The organism is Roseibium marinum (assembly GCF_002906165.1).
In the GTDB taxonomy this organism is placed as follows: Bacteria; Pseudomonadota; Alphaproteobacteria; order Rhizobiales; family Stappiaceae; genus Roseibium; species Roseibium marinum.
In genome coordinates, this window is the sequence record NZ_PPCN01000019.1 from 26822 (window position 1) to 44923 (window position 18102).

At 62.0% G+C, this 18102-nt stretch carries 17 protein-coding genes; 16 read left to right on the plus strand and 1 reads right to left on the minus strand.

What is annotated here, in order from left to right:
• The 8 genes from CLV41_RS25955 to CLV41_RS25990 all read left to right on the plus strand — a co-directional run bounded on the left by CLV41_RS25955 (position 1) and on the right by CLV41_RS25990 (position 9668).
• A complete protein-coding gene (locus CLV41_RS25955) occupies positions 1-738 on the plus strand; it encodes an enoyl-CoA hydratase/isomerase family protein (RefSeq protein WP_103225407.1) in 738 nt (245 codons plus the stop codon).
• Entirely contained in the window at positions 735-1925 is a 1191-nt protein-coding gene (locus tag CLV41_RS25960) for a CaiB/BaiF CoA transferase family protein (RefSeq protein ID WP_103225408.1), read from the plus strand. The genes CLV41_RS25955 and CLV41_RS25960 overlap by 4 nt, the downstream gene beginning before the upstream one ends.
• Positions 1922-2701: an enoyl-CoA hydratase/isomerase family protein gene (locus CLV41_RS25965; RefSeq protein ID WP_103225409.1), complete on the plus strand. Its 780-nt coding sequence runs from the start codon at positions 1922-1924 to the stop codon at positions 2699-2701. Before CLV41_RS25960 ends, CLV41_RS25965 begins: the two co-directional genes overlap by 4 nt.
• Positions 2698-4317 carry an AMP-binding protein gene (locus CLV41_RS25970; RefSeq protein WP_103225410.1) on the plus strand — a complete coding sequence of 540 codons (1620 nt, stop codon included), beginning with the start codon at positions 2698-2700 and terminating at the stop codon, positions 4315-4317. Before CLV41_RS25965 ends, CLV41_RS25970 begins: the two co-directional genes overlap by 4 nt.
• The gene (locus CLV41_RS25975; RefSeq protein WP_103225411.1) at positions 4314-5276 is read left to right on the plus strand and encodes an NAD(P)H-dependent flavin oxidoreductase; all 963 of its coding nucleotides are present in this window, start codon (positions 4314-4316) and stop codon (positions 5274-5276) included. The genes CLV41_RS25970 and CLV41_RS25975 overlap by 4 nt, the downstream gene beginning before the upstream one ends.
• Before the next feature lie 69 nt (positions 5277-5345).
• Positions 5346-6485, plus strand: coding sequence for a TAXI family TRAP transporter solute-binding subunit (locus CLV41_RS25980; protein ID WP_170107326.1), 1140 nt, complete (start codon positions 5346-5348; stop codon positions 6483-6485).
• A 160-nt stretch (positions 6486-6645) separates the two neighbouring features.
• A complete protein-coding gene (locus CLV41_RS25985; protein WP_103225413.1) occupies positions 6646-8589 on the plus strand; it encodes a TRAP transporter permease in 1944 nt (647 codons plus the stop codon).
• Positions 8586-9668 carry a mandelate racemase/muconate lactonizing enzyme family protein gene (locus tag CLV41_RS25990; protein WP_103225414.1) on the plus strand — a complete coding sequence of 361 codons (1083 nt, stop codon included), beginning with the start codon at positions 8586-8588 and terminating at the stop codon, positions 9666-9668. The genes CLV41_RS25985 and CLV41_RS25990 overlap by 4 nt, the downstream gene beginning before the upstream one ends.
• A 2-nt stretch (positions 9669-9670) precedes the next feature.
• Here the strand turns inward: CLV41_RS25990 and CLV41_RS25995 are convergent, their stop codons facing one another.
• Positions 9671-10216 carry a MarR family winged helix-turn-helix transcriptional regulator gene (locus tag CLV41_RS25995; protein ID WP_103225415.1) on the minus strand — a complete coding sequence of 182 codons (546 nt, stop codon included), beginning with the start codon at positions 10214-10216 and terminating at the stop codon, positions 9671-9673.
• Between the two features lie 423 nt (positions 10217-10639).
• On the opposite strand from CLV41_RS25995, the gene CLV41_RS26000 reads away from it, so the two are divergent.
• From CLV41_RS26000 to nagB, 8 genes are read left to right on the plus strand one after another with little or no spacing between them, the layout of a single operon-like run.
• Positions 10640-11419 (plus strand): GntR family transcriptional regulator, encoded by a 780-nt coding sequence (locus CLV41_RS26000; protein WP_103225416.1) that lies wholly within the window; start codon positions 10640-10642, stop codon positions 11417-11419.
• Positions 11420-11475: 56 nt separating this feature from the next.
• The gene (locus tag CLV41_RS28355) at positions 11476-12162 is read left to right on the plus strand and encodes an N-acetylmannosamine-6-phosphate 2-epimerase (protein WP_103225417.1); all 687 of its coding nucleotides are present in this window, start codon (positions 11476-11478) and stop codon (positions 12160-12162) included.
• Positions 12162-13016, plus strand: coding sequence for an ROK family protein (locus CLV41_RS28360; RefSeq protein ID WP_328590058.1), 855 nt, complete (start codon positions 12162-12164; stop codon positions 13014-13016). The genes CLV41_RS28355 and CLV41_RS28360 overlap by 1 nt, the downstream gene beginning before the upstream one ends.
• Complete coding sequence (locus tag CLV41_RS26015) at positions 13013-14314, plus strand: ABC transporter substrate-binding protein (protein WP_408014296.1); 1302 nt, start codon at positions 13013-13015, stop codon at positions 14312-14314. The genes CLV41_RS28360 and CLV41_RS26015 overlap by 4 nt, the downstream gene beginning before the upstream one ends.
• Positions 14315-14366: 52 nt before the next feature.
• Positions 14367-15230, plus strand: coding sequence for a carbohydrate ABC transporter permease (locus tag CLV41_RS26020; RefSeq protein WP_103225419.1), 864 nt, complete (start codon positions 14367-14369; stop codon positions 15228-15230).
• Positions 15227-16054: a carbohydrate ABC transporter permease gene (locus CLV41_RS26025; protein ID WP_103225420.1), complete on the plus strand. Its 828-nt coding sequence runs from the start codon at positions 15227-15229 to the stop codon at positions 16052-16054. Before CLV41_RS26020 ends, CLV41_RS26025 begins: the two co-directional genes overlap by 4 nt.
• A 3-nt stretch (positions 16055-16057) precedes the next feature.
• Complete coding sequence (locus CLV41_RS26030) at positions 16058-17131, plus strand: ABC transporter ATP-binding protein (RefSeq protein ID WP_103225421.1); 1074 nt, start codon at positions 16058-16060, stop codon at positions 17129-17131.
• A gap of 31 nt (positions 17132-17162) precedes the next feature.
• The gene (gene nagB, locus CLV41_RS26035) at positions 17163-17945 is read left to right on the plus strand and encodes a glucosamine-6-phosphate deaminase (protein ID WP_103225422.1); all 783 of its coding nucleotides are present in this window, start codon (positions 17163-17165) and stop codon (positions 17943-17945) included.
• The last annotated feature ends 157 nt before the right edge of the window (positions 17946-18102 follow it).

Below are 18102 nucleotides of genomic sequence, written 5' to 3' on the forward strand. Positions count from 1 at the left end.
GTGACCGAAGGCAAGCTGGTCATCACCGAGGATCGCGGCGCGGTCCGCATCGTAACGATGAACCGTCCCGACAAGCTCAATGCGCTCAACACCGCACTGACACAGCAATTGCTGGATGCTCTGCTAGCTGCGGATGCAGCCGCAAGCGTGCGCGCGGTGGTGCTCGCCGGCGCCGGGCGCGGTTTCTGCGCCGGCGCGGACCTGTCGGAATTCAAGGAGCTCACGCCGTCTCAGGCAGGCGCCGTTGAAGCTCGCGCCGACCTCACCTGCCGCCTGCAGCTGGCAGCGCAGAAAATGTCCAAGCCGGTCGTTTCGGCGGTTCAGGGGGCTGCGGTCGGCGGCGGCGCGGGACTCGCGATCGGCTGTGACATGGTAGTGGCGTCCACATCCATGAAGTTCGGCTATCCGGAACTCAAGCATTCGATCGTACCGGCGCTGGTCATGACGGGTCTCGTCAGGGCACTCGGGCGCAAACAGGCCTTCGAAATGATTTCGCTCGGTCAGCTCATCGGCGCGGAAAAGGCCTTGTCGCTCGGCCTCGTCAACCGGGTCGTCGAAGGCGACCCGTTGCCCGCGGCGCTCCAGATCGCCGAGGTGTGGGCCCTGGCGGAGCCGCGCGCCATGCGGGCCGCCAAGAGCCTCATGTACCGGGTGGAGGAACTGCCCACCGAAGCCGCCATGATGGCGGGCCGCGACGTCAATGCGCTCATGCGATCCTTCCGGGAGCCCAAGGCATGAGACCTCTCGACGGCATCAGGGTCGTGGATTTTTCCCGGGTTCTCGCGGGGCCGATGGCGACGCAGATCCTGGCGGAATCCGGCGCCGAGGTCACCAAGATCGAACGCCCGGGCACGGGGGACGAAAGCCGCATCTTCGAACCTGTCTTCGAGGGCGGCATGAGCGCCTATTACTCGGCCTTCAACCGATCGAAGCGGTCGATCGTAGTGGACATGAAAACGGATGACGGCCGCCAACTGGCCTTCGATCTGGCCGCGCAGGCCGATGTGCTGGTGGAAAATTTCCTGCCCGGAGCCATGGACCGGCTGGGACTTGGCTACGAGGCCCTGGCGGAAGCCAATCCGGGCTTGATCTATGTCTCCAATACCGGCTTCGGCCAATCCGGGCCCTACAGGGACCGCAAGGGCTACGACACGATTTTCCAGGCGCTCTCCGGCGTGATCGACCTGACCGGTCACCCGGACGGTCCACCGGCCAAGGTCGGGGTCCCTTTCGCCGACCTGACCTCCGGGCTGTGGATCGTCATTGCGGCGTTGACCGGGCTGATGGGACGCGTATCTTCCGGCAAGGGCTGTCATGTCGATCTTGCCATGATGGACGTGCAGGTGAGCCTTCTGTCTCTTCCCGCGGCCAGGCATTTTGCCCTCGGCGAAATCCCGGCACGGACCGGAACCGAACATCCGGGACGGGTTCCCTCCGCCGCCTACCGGTGCAAGGGAGGGGCGTGGCTCTTCATTTCCGCATCCGACCAGCATTGGCCGGTCCTGTGCGACGTTCTCGGCCTGACGGAGATGGCGAAGGACGAAAGCCTGCGGAAAAACCTCGACCGCGTGACCCGGCGCGACGAAGTCACCGCCGCGCTTTCCTCCGCCGCGGCCTTGCGGGAGCGGGCGGAACTTGCTGAATCCCTCCGGGCGGCGGGTGTCCCCGCCGGTGAAGTCAACACCGTGCCGGAGATCCTCAACGACGAACATATCCGCGCCCGTGGCATGGTCGGCAGTTTCGACGACGCCGATCGCGGCGCCACGCCGGGACTGCGGACGCCGGCGCGTTTCTCCGGATATGAACCCCACCGTTTCGAAGCGCCCCCGAAGCTGGGCGCGGACACAAGATCCATCCTTGCCGATGAGCTTGGGCTCACCGCCGAGCAGATTTCCGCCCTCTACGAGAAAGGCATCGTGGCATGACCCAGAACGGAACCGTCCGGCTCGAGGTGAAGGGCCGCCGCGCCGATGTGGTCCTGGCCCGCCCTGACGCCAGGAACGCCCTGAACCTGCCGATGTGCGAAGATCTCGTGGAAGCGTTTGCGCTCATTGCGGCCAATTCCGAAATCGATCTGGCGGTCCTGCGCGCCGAAGGACCAGTCTTCTCGGCCGGAGCGGACATGAAGGAACGCAATGGCCGGGACGAGGCCTGGGTCATGATGCGCCGCCGCGCGGCCTTCCGTGCCTATGAAACCGTCGGCGCCTGTTCCATACCCGTGATCGCGCAGGTGCACGGGCCACTGGTCGGGTCCGGCGGGGAAATCGCGATGAGCTGTGATTTCATCATCGCCTCGACCGCCGCAACCTTCCGCTTCCCGGAACCGCAATGGGGTACCGTGGGAGCGACCCAGCGGCTGCAACGCGTGGTCGGCGTCGCACGGGCAAAGGAACTGCTCTACACGGGCCGGGTCATGGATGCCGAGGAAGCCCACCGCATCGGTCTTGTCACCAGGCTCACCGCACCGGAGGCTCTGGTGCAAACGGTCGACGAGACCGCGGACTGCATCCTGAAAGCGCCGCCGCTCGCCCAGAAGCTGACCAAGCAATGCATCGATCAGGGGTCGCGAACGGACCTTGCCTCCGGCATCGCGATCGAACTGTCGGCGATCGACCGGCTGCTCTCCGAAAGCGACTGGCGGGGCAGCCTGCAGCAGTTCAACACATCGGTCGGTACGGCAGCCAGGAAAAAGAAGGCATGAGCTTTTCCATCGATCGCCTCTGTCCGGTGACCGTGCAGGACATGCTTGCGCGCGCCGCCGCGCTCGCGCCGGATGTCGAAGCGCTCGTGGCTCCCGACGGACGCATCACCTTTTCGGCGTTGGCCGAACTGGTCGCCAAAACACGCGCGGCCCTGGCTGCGGCAGGCATCCGGAAAGGCGACCACATCGGCCTCTGTCTCGGCAACGGGATTGCCTTCGAGACGCTTTTCCTGGCTCTCGGCACACTGGGGGCAGTGACGGTGCCGGTCAACACCCGGCTCAAGGCAGACGAGATCGCCTATGCCCTTCGCCAGTCGCGCGTGACGCGTCTGTTCACGGCCGACAGGCTTCTGAACGCGGATTTCATTGCCACTCTCCGGCAGATCATGCCCGGCATAGACACTACTCTGCCATCGCCCAAGCTGCCCGATCTCACCGCGATCATCGTCCTGGGAGACAACGTTCCGGCCGGGTGCGGATCCTATGACGATTTCATGAGCGGTTCGCCCGCCGATCCCGGTCCGCAGGCGCGGCCGGACGACACTCTGCTGATCCAGTACACCTCCGGCACAACCGCCTATCCGAAAGGCGTGATGCTGAGCCACCGCAACATGCTGGGCAACGGTTTCGTCTCGGGCCAGCGCATCGGTCTGCGGACCGGAGACCGGTTTCATTCCTCGCGGCCCTTCTTTCACGTCGCCGGCACAACGCTGTCGATCATGGCCTGCCTGCAGAACATTGCCACGCTCGTCACCATGACGCGTTTCGAGCCCACCGAAGCTCTCGACCTCCTGCAGGCGGAACGCTGTTCGCATTTTTCGGGCAACGACACGATGGCCCTGATGTTGCTGAACCATCCGGAGCGCTCCCGCTACCGGCTGCATCTGCGGGGCGGCTGGATCGCCGGCTCGCAATCGGTGCTTCGCCGGATGGCCGCCGAGATAGGCGCTCGCGAAGTCGTTTCCGGCTACGGCCTTTCCGAGGCGTCTCCCAACATCGCGCAATCCTGCTGGTGGGAACCGGAGGAGGTTCGCACGTCCGGCCGGATGCGGCCCCAGCCGGGGCTGGAGGTAACCGTAAACGATCCGTCGTCCGGCGTGGTTCGAGCCCCCGGCGAGACGGGTGAAATCCGCGTCCGCGGCTGGTCGGTCATGAAGGGCTATTTCGACATGCCGGAAAAGACCGCCGAGGTACTGTCAGCCGATGGCTGGCTCGCGACGGGCGATCTCGGGCGCATGGGCCCGGATGGCCGTCTCGAGTTCGTCGGCAGGCTCAAGAACATCGTCCGGGTCGGCGGCGAAAACGTCTCGCCGGAAGAGGTCGAAGACCGTCTTCATCTCCACCCTGCCATCAAGCAGGCACAAGTGGTGGGTGTTCCGGACGAGCGGCTCGTCGAGGTCTGCGCGGCTTTCGTCGTTCTCAACGAAGGCACCTCCGCGACCCCGCAGGACGTCATCGACTGGAGTCGGGAGAAAATGGCCGGTTACAAGGTGCCCCGGCACGTCTGGATTGTGAAGGGTTTCGAGGATATCGGCATGACCGCCTCTTCCAAGATCCAGAAGACCAAGCTCGCCGAACATGCTCTTGCGCTTCTGGAACAGGAGAGCGCGGCATGAGGATCGAAACCTCCGTCACCCGTCTTTTGGGCATCGATCTGCCGATCCTTCTTGCCGGGATGTCGTGGGTCACGTCGAATGCCGCACTGCCGCTGGCGGTCAGCCGGGCGGGAGGGCTGGGCGTCATTGCCGCCGGACCGATGTATCCGGAGGCGCTTGAGGAGGCGATCGATACAGTTCGCAGGGGCACGGACCGGCCTTTCGCGGTCAACATGCCGCTTTACCGCAAGGGCGCGGAGGAAATCCTCGATCTTCTGGAGGCGAAGCGCATTCCCGTGCTGATCGCTTCGCAGGGCGGGCCGCAGAAATATCTCGACCGTTTCAAGGCCATAGGCACGACCTGCATGCATGTGGTCGCCTCCGAAGCCCATGCGGTCAAAGCGGCGCAAAAGGGTGTCGACGGTCTGATCGTCGTTGGCGGCGAGGCCGGAGGCCATCCGCCCGCGGAACTGGTTTCCACACTTGTGCTGGTGCGGGCTGTGGCGAAGGCGACGCAGGGAAAAATTCCGCTTGTTGCGTCTGGAGGCTTTGCCGACGGCAACGGGCTGGCTGCGGCCCTGTCGCTTGGCGCGGGCGCCGCGAATTTCGGGACGCGGTTCATCGCGACGCCGGAAGCCGGTGTGTCCGAGGGCTACAAACAGGCGGTGATTGATGCCGGTGTGGCCGATACGCGCACGGTGGGGCGCGGCCTCGGCATGATCCGCACGCTATCCAACGATTTCGCGGAAGAAATGGCCGCGCTCGAGCTGGCCGCCGCACCCGAGGAGCGGCGGCGGGCTGTCTTCAGCGCCTCGACGCTGAAAATGGCGGCATTCGACGGCGACCTTGCGCGCGGCAAACTCGAGGCCGGACAAAGCGCCGGCCTCGTGGGCCGTCTCATGCCGGCCGGCGAGATCGTTGCCGAGATCGCACGGGACTATGCCGTGTGCATCGGGGATTTACCGCAACCGGCGGAATAAAACGCGCCCGGGAGGCGCAAACGGTGCGGGACAACTATGCCCGCACGTAAATACTGGAGGAGTTTAGCGATGATTTGCGATGTGACGAGACGGGCGTTTCTGAAGAGCAGCGCTCTGGCGGCGGGGTCCACCCTTGTCCTGCCGGGGTCCCTGAGGGCGGAATTGCCCGGAAAGATGCAGTGGACGGCGGCCGATGTCGGGTCGTCCGGCTATATCGAGGCGACCGCGGTCGCAAACGCCCTCATCGAACAGCATGGTTCGCGTATCAGGGTGGTTCCGTCGGGCACATCGGTCGGCCGGATGATGATGCTGAAGTCCGGCCGCGTGTCGCTCGGATATCTTGCCAATGAAGCCTATTTCGCCACCGAGGCATTGTTCGACTTCTCGTCCCGCGAATGGGGGCCGCAGGACATCCGGGCCCTGCTCGGACGCGAAGCCCTGTTCGGAATCGTCACCACGGGCAAGTCGGGACTGAACACGATCGCGGACCTGAAAGGCAAGCGCGTGGCCAGGATCCAGGCGCATCCCTCCACCAACTTCAAGATCGAAGGTGTTCTTTCCTTTGCCGGATTGACCTGGGATGATGTCGAGCAGATCGAGGTTCCGGGCTATTCGCAGGGCCTGCAGGCGGTGCTGGACGGTACGGTCGATGCGGCGGGCGCCGTGGTCGGAGCTTCCATCCTGCGCGAGATCGAGGCGAGCTCGGCCGGCATCGGCTGGCTGCCCGTTCCCGCCGACGATGCGGCGGGCTGGGACAGGATCAACGAAACCGCGCCGCTGTTCGCTCCGGCGACCATGACGCAGGGCCCGGGCGCCACACCCGAGGCGCCGGTGCCTCTGGTCGGCTACCGCTACCCGATCCTGTCCGTGCTCGCGGAGACGAGCGCAGACGATGCCTACGACCTGACGAAGGCCATCGTCGAAGGCTACAGCCTCTACAAGGACGCGGCGCCGGTGATGGCGAACTACGACATCAACAAGGCCGGTCATCCGCCTTACGACGCGCCCTGCCACGACGGAGCAAGACGCTATTTCGACGAGATCGGCATCTGGACCGATGCCGACCAGGCCTGGAACGAAAAACGCCTTGCGCGCATGGCCGCCGTGCAGGAGGCATGGACGACGGCGACCGAGGCCGCTGACGAGCAGGGTCTGCCGGACAAGAAGTGGGCGAAATTCTGGGAAAGCTACCGCTCCGAACATTTGTGATCGCCCGCGCGGCCGGACTTGGTCCGGCCGCGTCAACCCGTTCGGGAGCGTTCTTCGTCCGGTGAAACGCGGACAGGATGCCCGGATATCGAGTAACCGATCAACTGTCGGGCACGCAATCGCTTCCGGTTGAACGTCCGCTGATCCAATCCGGTTCGCCATGGCCCACATCACAAAGATCGATACAGAAATCCCCCTTAAGGATGTCCGGCCCGAAACATCGCGGCTGCATCGGGCGCGGCTGGTGGTCTATCCGATCACGGCACTGGCCCTGCTGCTGGTGGCGAACCAGGTCTTTCTCCTGCGCATCGCAGGTTTTCAGCTCCCGTCGACGGGCTTCTACTATGCCCTGATCGGCATGTTCTTCGCCGTTCTCTTCCTCACCTTTCCGATGCGGCGGGCCGATGAGTTCCGGGTGCCGGTCTACGACTGGGTCTTTGCCGCTGTTTCGCTCGGCTCGGGGTTTTATTTCGCCTCGATCGCGGGGGACATCATCAACCGGGGCTGGGATTTCTCGGCGCCGCCCCTGCCGACCCTGATCGCGCTCGCGCTGTTCCTGCTTGTTCTCGAGGGCTTGCGCCGCACAGGCGGGACGGTGCTTTTCCTCATCTGCCTCGCCTTCGCGGCCTTTCCGACCTTCGCCGATCACATGCCTGGCCTCTTCTGGGGAAGCCAGTATACGCCGCGCGAGACGCTCTCGGCCTTCGTCATGGGTTCCGGTGCCATCGTCGGCGTGCCGGTTCAGGTGGTCAGCGAGCTGGTCATCGGCTACCTGCTCTTCGGCGCGGCCCTGACCGTGACCGGCGGCGGCAGGTTCTTCATGGATTTTGCCTCGGCCCTGATGGGGCGCGCGCGCGGCGGACCGGCCAAGGTCTCGATCATATCCTCCGCGCTTTTCGGCTCTCTCTCCGGCTCGGTGGTCTCCAACGTCATTTCCACCGGCGCGTTCACCATTCCCACCATGAAGCGCTGCGGCTATCCGGCCCACTACGCCGGTGCGGTCGAAGCCTGTGCATCGACCGGGGGCTCGATCATGCCGCCGGTGATGGGCGCTGCCGGATTCATCATGGCTTCGTTCCTGAACGTGCCTTACGCCACCGTGGTCTCTGCGGCGATCCTGCCGGCCATCCTTTTCTACGCGGCGCTGCTCCTGCAGGTCGATGCCTATGCGGCCCGCAACGATCTCGCCGGCCTGCCGCAGGAAGACCTGCCCCGGCTCGGCCCCACCCTTCGCAAGGGCTGGCCCCATCTCGTCGGTGTGCTCATGCTGGTCGGGCTGATCCTGTTCGCCCACATGGAGCGCAGCGCACCGTTCTTCAGTGCCGGCTTCATGCTGGCGGTCGCCATCCTGCGCAAACCGGCGGCGTTCTGGTCAACCCTCACCGAAACGCTTTTGGAGACCGGGCGCAGTTCGGGCTATCTGTTCGGGATCCTGGCGGGCATCGGCCTGATCGTCGGCTCGCTCTCGATCACCGGCGTCGGCAGCGCGGTCTCGCGCGAACTGGTGTTCGCCGCTGGCGACAATCTCTATCTTCTGCTGGTGTTCGGTGCGATCACCAGCTTCGTGCTCGGCATGGGAATGACGGCCAGCGCCTGCTACATCTTCCTGGCGATCATCCTTGGGCCGGCCCTGACGCAACAGGGGCTCGACCTGGTGGCAAGCCATCTGTTCATCCTCTACTGGGGCATGCTCTCCTACATCACGCCGCCTGTGGCGCTCGCCGCGGTAGTCGCGGCGGGCATTGCCGGCAGCGGAAATCTGCGCACAGGCCTGCAGGCGATGCGGCTGGGGTCCGTGCTCTTCATCCTCCCCTTCGCCTTCGTGCTCAATCCCGCGCTGATCCTGCGGGGCGAACCTCTGGACGTGCTGATGTCCATCGGTACGGCCGGGATATCCATCTGGCTGATTGCCTGCAGCTTCGAAGGATATCTGCACTTCGTCGGGCGCCTTGACCGGCTGCCGCGGCTGGTTCTCGGCGCAGCGGGGTTCACCCTCCTGATCCCGGAATCCCATACCGATCTCCTCGGCCTTGTCCTATTCGCTGCCGTGCTTGCCAATGCCATGATCCGCAAACGCATGCGGCCGGGCGCGGGGACGGTATGAAGATCGAGGCCTGGTCCGCGGCAGCCGTCCGTCACAGCAACCTCGACCCGCACTGGCATTACGCAGGCCGGGATGTTCCGGAACTTCCCGGCCTGCGCCTTGCCTTTCGATCCGGTCAGGTCGTGGGAGAGGGTTATGCCCCTTTCCTGCCGCATCTTGATGCAACGCCCGAGGCTCTCCAGAGTGCCGGACGATCGATTGCAGGCGCACTGCTGGGGGCGGATCTTGCCGATCTCGACGGTTGCCTGGAACGGCTCGGTCCCTTTGCCAGAACCCGCAATGCCGCACGGTCGGCGGCGGAAATGGCCATGCTCGATCTCGCCGCCCGATCGGCGGACATATCCGTGGCGCAACTGCTTGGCGGCACTCCGAGGCCCCTGGAAGTGCTGCGCATCATTCCGGTCAAGCCTCCGGACCGAATGGCCGAGATAGCCGGATCGCTCGTTGCGAAGGGATATCGCGCCCTGAAACTCAAGGCGACAGGGAAGCTTGAAGAGGACGTGGCCCGTATCGCCGCGGTGCGCGCCGCCGCAGGGCCGGACGTAACCCTGACCGTGGATGCCAACCAGGCTTATGACGCGGACGGCGCATCGCGGCTGGAGACGGCACTTCGCCCCTACGCCATCTGGTCGCTGGAGCAGCCCGTTTCCGCGCGGGACCGGTCGGCTCTTGCGCGGGTGAGAAAGACGTCGAAGGCTCGTATCGAGGCGGACGAAGGCCTGTTCGACCGTGAGGATCTGGAGACCCTGCTGGCGGCCGTCGGCGCCGATGGCATCAGCCTCAAGCTTGCACGCTCAGGCGGGTTGCTGGCGTCGCGCGATATGGCGCTGAGGGCTGCCGGACAGAATGTCTACGCGCGCCTCGGCACGGCCTTCGGAGGTCCGCTCGTTACTCTGGCGACGGCAACGCTCGCCGGCCTGTGTCCGGTGACCGGACCTGCGGAATGCGCCGAGTTCACGCATTTCGACGACCAAGAGCATGTCTGGCCCCTCATTCGCGACGGGTTTCTGATCGCGCCGGAGGGGTCCGGGTTCGGGCAGGAGCGTGTTGTTCCCTGGACCGCTCCCTGGAACGGGTGACGTCAGAGAATCTCCGTCTCGAAAATTGTCGCCGGCGGCGGCGGACGCCGTGCCTGGCGCTCCCCCTTCAGCTCTCTCAGATAGGTCAGCGATCCGACCGTTACCTTTTCCATCAGGCGCATCAGCTCACAACGCTCCTCCGTACTCAGCTCCGACAGCATCTGGCGGTTTCTCTCGCGGGAGGCGGACAGGACGTCGGCGACGAGCTTGCGGCCCTTCGGGGCAAGCCTCAGGTTCACGCTGCGCTTGTCCTCCGGATTGATTTCGCGCTCGATGTAGCCCTGCTCCTCGAGAGCCGAAACCGTCCGGCTCATCTGGCTTTTCTGGACACCGGCCCTTTTGGCCAGGGTATGCAGCGGGGTGACACCGAGAAAATCCAGTACCGCCATGGCCCTCCAGTCATGCATGTTGATGCCGAAACGCGGTTTGATATCAAGGAGGGCGATGCGCGAAGAGAGACCGGACAGCCGTTGCAGATTGTAGGAGAAAAGATATCTGATGTCGTCGTCATCACGGCCGATGCCGTCGATACTTCTGTGTGCCGCCACTTCGACCTCCCAGCAGACTGAAACAAAATCGTCAACATTGTAATCTAATTCGTTTCAGATGCAAGAAAGAGACACATAGCGAACGGCACGTCGCATTGATTTTCGTTCAAATCCGACTCGCGAGCCCTTGGGGGTGCTCTGGTCCCCGAAAACTGGCCCGTTTTTGACTGGAGTTTCCCGCATCAAGATCCCGGCTGGGAGAAGGAGCGGAAGTGATGAAGGCATCGAAGTTTTCTGAGACCAGAGCACACCCAATCCCAGTTAATCCCGGAAACCCCGTATGTGCCAGGTGTTCTTGCGCGTTGCACATGGAGAGGAAATCCCAGCTGGCGAGATCGAAACATCATACGTCCGGCGAGCATCGTCACTTGTCACGCACCGCATGAATTGGTAACTACCAGATTGCCATGATTAGGACCAGTTATGCGTGATTTCGCCGATCTTTATCTGTATCTGATCAAACATATGGAAAGCTCCAACCAGAGCGAGCCTCTGTATCGCAGGCTTTCAGCTGCCCTTTCCGACGCCTTGAAATCGGGCATTCTGTCCGCATCGGCCCATCTGCCCAGCGAGAGGAAATTGTCTGATAAACTCGATCTGAGCAGGGTGACGGTGCGCCGGGCGCTGGATGAACTTCAGGCAGACGGGTTCCTGCAAAGGCGGCAAGGCGCGAGAACGTCGGTGACACCGCGCCTGGAAAAACCACTCTCAGTCCTGACCGGATTTTCCGAAGAATTGCAGGCAAGGGGACTGGAACCCGGTCAGCGATGGATTTCGCGTAAAACCGTCAACCCGACACCGACAGAGTCAATGGCGTTGGGCCTGCCACCCACGGAACCGATCGTTCGCCTCGTCCGGGTGCGCCTGGCGGATGGCGTTCCGATCGCGGTCGAGCGCGCCGCCGTTCCAAAGATGTTTCTGCCCGATGGCAACATGGTATCCCTGTCATTATATGCGGCGCTTGCCTCGGCTGGCGCAGCGCCAGCGCGCGGAATTCAAAGAATCCGGGCGGGGATCATGACGAAACTGGACGCGGAGCTTCTGGAGGCGGAGCCCGGCACCCCTCTCCTGATTGTCGAACGGCGCTGCTTTCTCGACGACGGCCGGCCCGTGGAATTCACCGAGACCCGCTACAATGGCGAACGCTACGATTTCTCCGCCGAGCTTCTGACCCCGGGCACGGTACATACCAGTTATAATTAAATTGCTTTCTGGTATTGCACTGGTATTGACTCTTCTCATCAAAAGAGGAGATCAGCGTGTCGTCAATTCTGGAGCAGTTACGTGGCGGCCTGATCGTCTCCTGCCAGCCTGTTATCGGTGGCCCGCTCGATCGCCCCGAAATAACGGCGGCATTCGCTCTGGCCGCGCTGGACGGTGGAGCGCGCGGTTTGCGTATCGAAGGGGTCGAGAACCTCAAGGCCGTCCGCGCGGTCACCAAAGCACCGGTTATCGGATTGATCAAACAAGACCTGGCAGACAGTCCGGTTCGGATTACCCCTTTCGCCAGACAGGCAAATGCGCTCATCGAGGCAGGTGCGGACATCGTTGCCTTTGATGCGACCGACAGGGTTCGGCCTGAGCCCATTTCCAGCCTGATCGCGGCAATCAATACCGCCGGGGCGCTGGCAATGGCCGATTGCTCCAGTGTCGAGGACGGCGAACGGGCAGCGGAGCTTGGCTGCGAACTGCTCGGATCGACAATGTCCGGCTATCTCGGCGGGCCCATTCCCGATGGCCCGGATCTGGAACTCGTCGCCGCCCTTTCCAGATGCGGACGGTTCACTGTCGCGGAAGGCCGCTATCAGCGCCCCGCGGAAGCTGTTCAGGCCCAAAAAAACGGTGCCGATGCAGTCGTCGTCGGATCGGCGATTTCGCGGCCGGAACATATCACCTCCTGGTTCGCGGATGCCCTGACCGGCCATGCGAAAACAGGTGAGCGCTGATGTCTCCGACGCTGGCCATCGATATCGGCGGCACCAAGATCCTTGCCGCGCTCGTTCAGGGGGAAGAGGTGCTGGCATCTGAAACGGTGGCGACTTCGCGCTCCGGCGGACCCGATGACTGGCTCGCACAGGTCGCCGAGTTGGCCGGCGGGTGGCGCGGCAGCTATGAGCGCTGCGGTGTGACGGTCACGGGCGCGGTCCACGACGGCTTCTGGTCCGCGATGAACCCCGGGACGCTCAATATTCCGGACAGATACCCGCTGGCAAAACAGATTGCCTCGATCTTCCAGGTCCCGGCCACCCTATGCAACGATGCCCAGGCGGCTGCTTGGGGCGAATACTGTTTCGGCGCCGGAAACCGCGAAGACACTGTCTTTTTGACCATCTCGACGGGAATTGGCGGTGGTGCTGTCGTCAACGGCAAGCTGTTGCAGGGCCGGTCGGGCATTTGTGGTCATTTCGGTCTTTTGCTGTCCGACAGCGAAACGCTGCTGGAGGACACTGCATCGGGTAGCTGGATTGCAGCAGAGGCTGGCCGGCGCGGTCAATCCGGGCAGGCGCCCGAGGTTTTCGCCGCGGCGGCAAGAGGCGAAACCTGGGCGGACGAACTGATCACTGAATCGGCAAGCCACATCGCCAGATTGTGCCACAACCTGCAGCTGATTTTCGACCCTGCCGTTATCGTAATCGGCGGGGGCATGGGTTTGGCTCCTGGGTATCTCCCAAGGGTGCAAACCAAACTCAAGACACTGCCTGCCCGTGTTTCATCGACCCTTGCCCGTGCGGCGTTGGGGGCGAACGCAGGCGTCTTGGGAATTGCCGCACTCGCACCCCAAGGGAGAACAGACAAATGATGCTATCGCGCAAATTCTTGTGCTCGACCGCACTCGCAGTGCTGCTTACAGGCACAGCAAGTGCGGAAGTGACCGTACTCGGATGGCCCGGCGGGCCGGAAGAAGCAGCCCTTCGTGCTGTCACTGAAATCTACAATGCCAAGACTGATCTCGCGCAAGAGGACAAGGTCGAGCTCTTGTTCACCTCACGCGATGGCTTTTTCGACAAGCTCCAGGTGGATTTGGCGGCTGGCAGCACGGCCTTCGACGCGAACCTCATCGCGACCTACTCGATCGGGCGCTACGCACCCTTTCTGGAGCCGATCACCTTATCGGACGAGGCCGGGTCGGTCTTTGGCGACACTGTTCTCTCGACCATGCAGTTTGACGGCGCGCAATATGGCGTACCGACTGACCTTTCGCTTCATTTCCTCTACTTCCGCAAGGATCTGATCGACGCTTTGATGGCGGATGATACGGCCAAGTCGCTCTATGGAGATATCTCCGAAAAATACCTTGGCGAGCGGTTGGCGCCGAAAAACCCGGAAGAGTGGACCTGGCGGGATTTCGCCGCCAACGCGCTCTATTTCAGCCAGTCGGTCAACCCTGACAGCCCGACCCGCTACGGCACCGTCATTCAGATGAAGAACCTGCTCTTCAACATGATGGTCTTCCATTCGCTGCCGCGCAGCTATGGCGCGAACTGGATGGATGACGACGGCAACATCACGGTGGATTCCGAGGCCTATCGGACCGCGCTTGAGTTGGCGAAGATGCTTTACGATGCGGGCGCAACTCCGCCGGATTCGACATCATATGAATATGCCGAAGCAAATGCGGCCTACTCTGCCGGGCAGGTTGCGGCGATGGTTCAATGGAATGCCGCGGCCAGCGATCTGGTCGCCGCTCAACCGGAGACCGTCACACAGGCACCACCAACGGGTCCGGATGGACGGTTTACCCACATTCACGGTCTGGGTCTGGGTCTGAACGCGGCAGCCGAAAACAAGGAGGGCGCCAGGGCGTTTCTTCAATGGCTTTCCACGCAAGAGGCGGCCCTTGCCTATGCGCGCTCCGGCGGGGCACCCGGCCTGGCGACCGCCACCGCGGAAAAACTGGCGGATGAGCGACCGGACCTCGTGCAGGTGGGTGACTATGCCTCCAACTACGGTTTTGTCATGAACGGCGGCACGTCCGAAAATGCGCTTTCGGTCTATGAAGCGCAGGCCAAGGAGTTTACCGGCTACTGGGCGGGCACACAAAGCCTCGATGACGCGATGAGCAACATTTCGGCGTCCATGACCGAGCTCTTGAAATAAGAAAACCGGGCCGGCCGGCGTTCCCGGCCGGCCCGAATTGAAGGAAATCACCATGCGCCTTCTGCCAAGCCAGGAAAATGCCATTCTTGCCAGTCCGATGGTTTTGTTCCTGCTGGCGCTGCTGGGGTTTCCTGTTGTCCTGAGCATCATCTACGGATTTTCCGAAGCCAGCTTCCAGTCCCTGATGTCCCCAAAGCTCATAGGGATTGCGAATTTCCAGCTCGTTCTCCAGGATTCCGCCTTTTGGGACGCGGCCTGGTTTTCCCTGCGTTTTGGTGTCATCACCGCGCTGCTTGAATGCGTGCTCGGTCTTTTTCTCGCGGTCTACCTGGCGCCTCTCATTAGAGAAAACGGCTGGATGGTGGCCGTGCTCATCATTCCCATGATCGTCGCACCGGCAATGATCGGGCTGATGTATCGGCTTGTTCTGCATGAATTCGCAGGCCCGGTTCCCTATTATTTCTATGAATGGCTTGGATGGTCGCCGTCATTCTTGAGCACCGGGATGGTTTTTCAAACCATTGTGGTTGCCGAAACCCTGCAATGGACGCCCTTTGCCTTTCTGCTCTTTCTGACGGCGTATCAGGCGATCCCGCAAGACATCCGCGAAGCCGCTGCTGTTGACGGCACCCGTCCCTGGCGCATGTTCTGGAAGATCGAGCTTCCGCAAATGCTGCCGACGCTTTTTGTCGCGGGATTCATCCGCTTCATCGACGGATTTCGGGTGTTCGACAACATCTACACACTGGTGGGCGCCGGTCCGGGAGGGTCGACGACATCGATGTCCATCTACATCTACGAGACGTTCCTGCGGCGGGGCGAAATCGGCAAGGCCATGGCGGCCGCGATCCTGTTGTTTGTGGTGGCGTTCGCGATACTTGCCCTGGGCCAGAGCCTGATGAGGAAGAGACGATGAAACCGCACGTCATTCTCAGGTGGTTTGTCTTCGTGACCGCTGCTCTTGTCATGAACTTCCCGGTCATCGCGACATTCATAACCGCCCTGAAGGCGCCGGCCGAAATTGCCCGTAACCCGTCTCTGGTGGTGCACAATCCCACCATCGAGAATTTCGTGACCGTTCTGACGGTGAGCGACCGGTTGAATATCTATCATTATCTGTGGAACTCTCTGATAGCGGCATCAATCGGGTCGATCCTGCCGATCGTCGTTGCCTTCCCGATCGCCTGGGCGATCGTGCGCCGGGGATACGGCCGAAATATTCTGTTCCCGCTCGTTGTGAACCTGCGTGCCCTGCCGCTCGTCATTTTCGCAGTGCCGCTTTATTTGATGTTTTCCGTGGTGAACCTGCTGGACACCCGGCTTGGGCTTGGACTGGTTCTTGCCGTGGTCAATCTGCCATTGGCGCTCATGCTGCTCGTCAACGCGGTCGCGGAGATCCCCATTGAGCTTGAAGAAGCGGCACGAATGGACGGTGCCCGGCTGCCGCGTCTCATTCTTCGGATCGTATTGCCCCTGTGTCGCCCCGCCTTCATCACGACGTTCGTTTTCGGCTTCATCACCGCTTGGAACGAATTCCTCTTCGGTCTGATACTGACCACTCAGAAAGCTGTGCCGATGACTGTCGGCGCATCGTTTTTCTTCGCGACTTCAGGCGGCGGCGTCCAATGGGGTGTAGCGGCTGCCGTGATGATTGTAGCAGCGCTGCCTCCGCTGCTGCTGGGCCTGATCATGTATCGCAAAATCACTGGTTCCATGGTCTCCGGTGCAGTCAAAGGATAAAAAATGGCAAGGATCTCGCTCGGAAACGTCTGTAAATCCTTCAAGGGGCTGAAGGTTATCAAATCTGTTTCCCTGACGGTCGAAGACGGCGAATTCTGCGTTTTTGTCGGCCCGTCGGGCTGCGGGAAGTCGACGCTGCTGCGGATGATAGCCGGGCTTGAAGATGTGACTTCAGGCCAGATTCTGATAGACGATCAGGACGTCACGAAGCTAGAGCCTTTTGACCGCCAGCTTTCGATGGTTTTCCAAAGCTACGCGCTCTATCCGCATCTTACGGTGCGCCAGAACATTGCCTTTGCTCTGGAAACCGCGAAGCAGCCAAAGGAGGTCATCGAATGCAAGGTCGCGGAGGCGGCGCGAACGCTAAAGCTTGAGGACTATCTCGACCGCAGGCCATCCGCGCTTTCTGGCGGCCAACGTCAACGCGTTGCGATCGGGCGGGCAATTGTGCGCGAGCCCAGGGCCTTTCTGTTCGATGAACCCCTGTCCAATCTGGATGCCGCACTGCGCGGGGAAACACGCGTCGAAATCGCGTCTCTTCACAAGTCACTGGCCGCGACGATGATCTATGTCACACATGATCAGGTGGAAGCGATGACCCTGGCGGATCGTATCGTCGTTCTGAACAAGGGAGAAATCATGCAGGTCGGCAGCCCCCGTGAACTTTACGAACATCCCGGGAATGTGTTCGTTGCCCAGTTTCTCGGCAGCCCCAGGATGAACCTGATTGACGCGGCAAGCGACGGCGAGGCTGGCGTCATGCTTCCGGGCAACCAGCGATTGGACATCGGGCAGCGCAGTCCGGAAAATATCAGGACCGTGGGTGTTCGCCCCGAACAGATCTCCATCACGGATGACGGCGATGCCGCAATCAAGGGAACGATAAAACTCTGCGAATACCACGGGTCGGTGCTCAGCCTCATTGTGGACGCCGGGCCCATGGGCGACATATCGGTGCTGGCTCCGAGCGCTGGCGCTTTGGTTGAAGGCGCGCGGGTCAGCCTTGATCTGCCGGCCGATGCTTTGCATTTCTTCGATGAACTTGGACACCGCGTGACCCCGTCGGCGCAAGCGTAAGCGTGACCGCTTTGAAGAAAAGGGAAGTGGCATGAAGGTTCTGATTTACGACGATGCCGAACGGGCGGTTGTCAGTGCGGCCGATCAGCTTGTCGCGGTGCTTGAAACCAAGCCCGACGCGGTATTCGGGCTTGCGACCGGCGGTACGATGCTGCCGCTTTATCAGCGTTTGGTCGAACTCCACAGAGATGGCCGCGCGTCTTTCGGCAAGGCCTCTACGTTCAACCTGGATGAATATATCGGCATAGCGCCGGACCACGCCTGTTCGTATCACACCTATATGCGCGAGGTGCTGTTCAAGCATATCGACATCGATCCGTCCCGCACGCACCTGCCACGTGGCGACTGCGCGGACTGTGTGGCCGAAGCGGCTCGGTATGAGGCACTGATCGCGGCAAGCGGCGGGATCGATTTTCAGTTGGTCGGCATCGGTCAGAACGGGCATATCGGGTTCAACGAACCAACATCGAGCTTGAGTTCCCTGACCCGGATAAAAACCCTCACCGAGGATACGCGCCGCGCCAACGCGCGTTATTTTGACAACCCTGAGGATATCCCGAAATATGCGCTGACGATGGGCGTCGGTTCGATCCTGGCCACCCGTCGTTGCCTGTTGTTGGCGACCGGCGTTACCAAAGCGCGGGCCGTCGCCGCGATGGTTGAAGGCCCGATCTCCGCTGCCTGTCCCGCGAGCGCGCTGCAACTGCATCCAAAGGCGACAATCGTTCTGGACAGGGATGCAGCGGCCGAGCTTGAACTTACGGAATATTATCAGCACGTCCATCCCAAGGGGGCGGAAAGTGTCTGGAATTGATCCCGCAGGTTTCGAATACTCCGTGTTCGCCCGCAGAATTTTTTGACGGGCCATCAGCCCAATTTTTTCGGGAGTAGCTCAATAGGCGCGTTGTACCGCTTTTCAATTTGCAGCTTCTTCAGGCCCCGGGTACAGGCGGTCGGGATTTCGTTTTTCC

Excerpts from the sequence above, each read along its gene's own strand:
- CLV41_RS26025 (WP_103225420.1), top strand. The coding sequence starts at position 15,227 with ATGAAACCGCACGTCATTCTCAGGTGGTTTGTCTTCGTGACCGCTGCT.
- CLV41_RS26000 (WP_103225416.1), top strand. The coding sequence starts at position 10,640 with ATGCGTGATTTCGCCGATCTTTATCTGTATCTGATCAAACATATGGAA.
- CLV41_RS25985 (WP_103225413.1), top strand. The coding sequence starts at position 6,646 with ATGGCCCACATCACAAAGATCGATACAGAAATCCCCCTTAAGGATGTC.
- CLV41_RS26015 (WP_408014296.1), top strand. The coding sequence starts at position 13,013 with ATGATGCTATCGCGCAAATTCTTGTGCTCGACCGCACTCGCAGTGCTG.
- CLV41_RS25960 (WP_103225408.1), top strand. The coding sequence starts at position 735 with ATGAGACCTCTCGACGGCATCAGGGTCGTGGATTTTTCCCGGGTTCTC.
- nagB (WP_103225422.1), top strand. The coding sequence starts at position 17,163 with ATGAAGGTTCTGATTTACGACGATGCCGAACGGGCGGTTGTCAGTGCG.
- CLV41_RS26030 (WP_103225421.1), top strand. The coding sequence starts at position 16,058 with ATGGCAAGGATCTCGCTCGGAAACGTCTGTAAATCCTTCAAGGGGCTG.
- CLV41_RS25965 (WP_103225409.1), top strand. The coding sequence starts at position 1,922 with ATGACCCAGAACGGAACCGTCCGGCTCGAGGTGAAGGGCCGCCGCGCC.
- CLV41_RS28360 (WP_328590058.1), top strand. The coding sequence starts at position 12,162 with ATGTCTCCGACGCTGGCCATCGATATCGGCGGCACCAAGATCCTTGCC.
- CLV41_RS26020 (WP_103225419.1), top strand. The coding sequence starts at position 14,367 with ATGCGCCTTCTGCCAAGCCAGGAAAATGCCATTCTTGCCAGTCCGATG.
- CLV41_RS25990 (WP_103225414.1), top strand. The coding sequence starts at position 8,586 with ATGAAGATCGAGGCCTGGTCCGCGGCAGCCGTCCGTCACAGCAACCTC.
- CLV41_RS25980 (WP_170107326.1), top strand. The coding sequence starts at position 5,346 with ATGATTTGCGATGTGACGAGACGGGCGTTTCTGAAGAGCAGCGCTCTG.
- CLV41_RS25970 (WP_103225410.1), top strand. The coding sequence starts at position 2,698 with ATGAGCTTTTCCATCGATCGCCTCTGTCCGGTGACCGTGCAGGACATG.
- CLV41_RS25975 (WP_103225411.1), top strand. The coding sequence starts at position 4,314 with ATGAGGATCGAAACCTCCGTCACCCGTCTTTTGGGCATCGATCTGCCG.